Annotated in this window: 3 protein-coding genes; 1 reads left to right on the forward strand and 2 read right to left on the reverse strand. The window is 66.5% G+C overall.

The window, feature by feature from the left end:
- A partial coding sequence (locus VKH46_05745; GenBank protein ID HKB70328.1) for an FG-GAP-like repeat-containing protein occupies positions 1 to 2,712 on the forward strand: 2,712 nt, incomplete at its 5' end.
- A 228-nt stretch (positions 2,713 to 2,940) separates the two neighbouring features.
- Here the strand turns inward: VKH46_05745 and VKH46_05750 are convergent.
- Together VKH46_05750 and VKH46_05755 are read right to left on the reverse strand one after the other, a co-directional pair.
- A complete protein-coding gene (locus tag VKH46_05750) occupies positions 2,941 to 3,267 on the reverse strand; it encodes a type II toxin-antitoxin system RelE/ParE family toxin (GenBank protein ID HKB70329.1) in 327 nt (108 codons plus the stop codon).
- Complete coding sequence (locus VKH46_05755) at positions 3,267 to 3,509, reverse strand: ribbon-helix-helix protein, CopG family (GenBank protein HKB70330.1); 243 nt, start codon at positions 3,507 to 3,509, stop codon at positions 3,267 to 3,269. Before VKH46_05755 ends, VKH46_05750 begins: the two co-directional genes overlap by 1 nt.
- Positions 3,510 to 3,795: the final 286 nt, after the last annotated feature.

Genomic DNA, 3,795 nt, shown 5'->3' on the forward strand with positions numbered 1-3,795 from the left:
AACGCGCCGGATCAAGTCTCGAATCCCTTCCCGGTGTCGGTCGAGATCGGCGCCGTCGGACCCGAAACGCTCCCTTCGGGGATTCGCGGGGAACGCTACGAACAGCCCCTCCGGGTCGTGCGCCAGGACGTGTTCGACCTCGCACCGGCGGCGGGATACACGTTCCTGGTGACGGCCGGCGCCCTGCCTCCCGGTCTCATCCTTTCGTCAGACGGCCTGCTGCAAGGCTCCCCTGCCGCGCCCGGGGCCTTCGACTTCGCGGTTCGCGCGGCCGACGGCGAATGCGCCGTCGACCAGTGCTACTCGCTGGACATCGAGGAGCCGGAAGTCTCCGCATCCGGCGCCTGTGGCGGCGGCTGGGCGGCGGCGACCCAGCTGCCGGCCGCCGACCCTTCCTTCGCCGCGGATGCGAGTGTCTCGGCGGACTTCGACCGGGACGGCATCCCGGACGTCGCCGTCGAGGACTTCGCCTCCAACTGCATCTCCATCTACCTCGGTCTCCCGGGAAGCGGATTCGCGTCTCCGTTCTGCGTCTATCGCCCCGCTGGATCCCACGGGGGAAAGCCCTTCGATGTCATCGATTACGACGGAGACTCCATTCCCGATCTCGCCGCGGGAAGCGCCGTCTTGAAGGGAAGGGGCGACGGCCGCTTCGATCCCGCATTCGAGCTCCCGGCCGGATTTCTCGGCTTCGGCGACTTCGACGGCGACGGGAAAGCCGACTACGTCGCCTATAGCGCGCAGCAGGGAAAGTTCACGGCATTCTTCGGCGACGGCCACGGCGGATTCCAGGAGGCTCCGCTCGCCGCTCTCGGCCCAACCGCTCAGTTCGCCGGCCTGGCGATCGGTGATTTCAACGGCGACGGGAAATCGGATGTTTCCCTCGGCTACCTCGCCGGCAACACGACGCAAGTTTTGACGTACCTCGGCAGTTCCGCACGCACGTTCGCCGCCCGGCAGATCACTCTCTCCCCCTTCGCCACGACGATCGTGAGAGCGGTCGACGAAAACGGCGACGGAAAGCTCGATCTTCTCGTCCAGGGAGGGGGTTACGGGAAGTACTCGGCGGCGATCGGCAAGGGAGACGGCACATTCGGCGCGCTCGCGCCGATTCCCGATCAGGGCCCCGTCTTCGAAATCGCGGACATGAACGGCGATGGCCGCCCCGACATCGTTTTCCCCGGCCAGGGCCTGAGCATCGCGCTCGCCAACGGCGACGGGACGTTTCGCACGCTCCCGGAGCTCTACGGCACGGGCTACGTTCGCGACCTGCGGATCGCCGACCTGAATCGCGACGGCAAGCCGGACGTCATCGCGGTCGGCATCCTCATCGGAGAAGCTTCCGTGTATTACGGGAATGGCGACGGAACCCTCGCGGCCGCTCCGATCGTCCCGGTTCCGAATTCCGTCGTCGTGGCGGGCGACTTCAACGGCGACGGAAAGGACGACCTGTTTACCCCGGCGGCGGTGCTCCTCGGGGACGGCCGAGGCGGGTTCGCGACGAAGACCGTCGCGCTTCCCTCGGACCTCTTCCCGAACGCCGGCGCGGCCGCCGATTTCGATTCCGACGGAAAGCAGGATGTCGTCGTCATGGACGGGTCGCACGGCAAGCTCGAGGTTCTGTTCGGACGGGGAGACGGGACGTTCGACCCGCCGGTCGAGCTCTCGGCGTCCATTGCCTATACCGGGACGATCGCGGTCGGCGACTTCAACGGCGACGGCCGGCCGGATCTCGCGGTCGGCGGAGGGGGCCTCGAGATCTTCGTCAATCAGGGACATCGCGCGTTCGTCTCGGCATCGGTCGACCCGGAATCGACGTTCACGTTGCTGATGGCGGCCGTGGATTTCGACGGCGACGGCCTGACCGACCTCGCGACCTTCGGGAGCGACTTCGCGTCGCAGTTCGACTCGGTCCGGATCCACCTCGCCGCCGGGGGCGGCACGTTTTCGCCCTCCACGCAGGCGATCCCGGCGGCGACCTCGAACATCGGCAGTCCGACGCTGGCGCTCGCCGCGGGCGATTTCGACGGGGATGGTAAGGCCGACCTCGTCACGTCCTACGACCGCGGGTATTCGATCCTTTTCGGAAACGGCGACGGGACGTTCCGCGCCGGCCCCGAAGAGAGCGCGGGGAAACCGGAGGGCCTGGCGATCCAGTCCATCGCGACCGGCGATTTCGACGGCGATGGGCATCTCGACCTCGCGCTCGGAATCGACCGGAAGTACGCCATCCTGGCGAACCGGGGAGACGGAACGTTCGCGTCCGCGGGCACGTTCGCGACGCCCAACGGCAGCACGGAGATCGTTCGCGGAAAGTTCCAAGGCAGCGGACACGACGACCTCGCGGTGGTCGACGGCGGTATATGGATGTTCCTGAACGAACCGGCTCCGACGCTCTCGCCCTCTTTCCTGCCGGCGGCGACAATAGGAACGCGGTATGCCGTCCAGATCACCCGATCGGGAAACGGAGGGGCGTCGACATTCGCCGTCTCCGAAGGCGCTCTCCCGCCCGGACTCGCGCTCGATTTCGCGTCCGGCGTCATTTCCGGTACTCCTCGGGCGGCCGGCGTCTTTCACTTCACGATCACCGCGACCGCGGGCGGATGTTCCGCGAGCCGCCGCTACGAACTGACGATCGCTGCCGGAGCCGGGCGCGTCAAGGTCGCCGTCCCGCCGTCGCCCGCGCCCGCCATCGTCTCCGATCGGCACTGACGAGAGACGACGAGACCCGGATGAAGGAGTGGCGGACTCCGAGCTTCGTTGTGAAAAACCCCGTGGGGGGATCTACGAGATAAAGTGCATGGTGCCTTGGGGTCAGGCACTTATTATACATTATGATTTGAGCGCGTTTGCGGCCTGCGTACGGTCAGGCCGAGGGGAGCGAGGCACATTTCCCGGCGAACTTCGCCGGGATGCGGAGGGTTGAACATCTTCACGATTTCACCTCAGCTCGCCGCGCCCGGTCCTCCGGCGGACTCGCCCGTATTCCGCGACGGGCTCGTGGACCTCGGTGGGCCGGCGATAGACGTCCCGCCGATGCGCGATCCGGAGGACGAGGACACCCGCCGCGCGCCGCGCATAGATGACCCGGTAATCGCCGACGCGGAGACGAAAGAGCCCGGCGAACTCGCCCGATAGCGGGGAGCCGCCGCGATTCGGGTCGGAGAGCCTTTGCTCAATCTGGCGGAGGATCCTCTCGGCCGCCGACCGATCGATGCGGCGAAGGTCTCCGGCGACCGAGGCCTTGTACTGGACGCGAACCGCCATCAACGCCGCGCGCGCGACGTCTTTGGGCCCGCCAGAGACTTTCTGAGCTCGGCAGCCGAGACGATCGAATCGCCCGGGTCGTGGAGGCGATCAAGAGCCAGACGATAATCCTCATGTTCGGCGAGATAGTTTTCGACGGCCTTCTGCACGAGATAGCTCTTGGACCTGTCCGTGGCCGCCGCAAGCTTCTCCAGGGCCTTCGCATCCTCCTCGGGCAGGCGGACGGAAAACGGAATGCTCATGTATGCCTCCGTAGTGAATTGTAATACAGGGCGACGCGCTCGCTCTCGGGGGGGCAGACCGAAAAGATGAATTAGGTCGTTCTCGAACGCGGCCCGTCCAGCGCCGCCCTTCGGCTCATCCGACGTTCCGGAAGGTGAGCTTCGTCGTCGCCGCCGAGGGCTTTCCGTCCACCTCGACGTAGGGATACACGAAGTAGTTCAGCGGCTCCCCTTGCTGGCGCGGCGAGAGCACGATGTCGCGGCCAATCGAGAACTGCACGCGGTTGGCGTCGAGGTGGCCGAAGAA

The sequence above is a fragment of the Thermoanaerobaculia bacterium genome, from assembly GCA_035260525.1.
GTDB lineage: Bacteria > Acidobacteriota > Thermoanaerobaculia > UBA5066 > DATFVB01 > DATFVB01.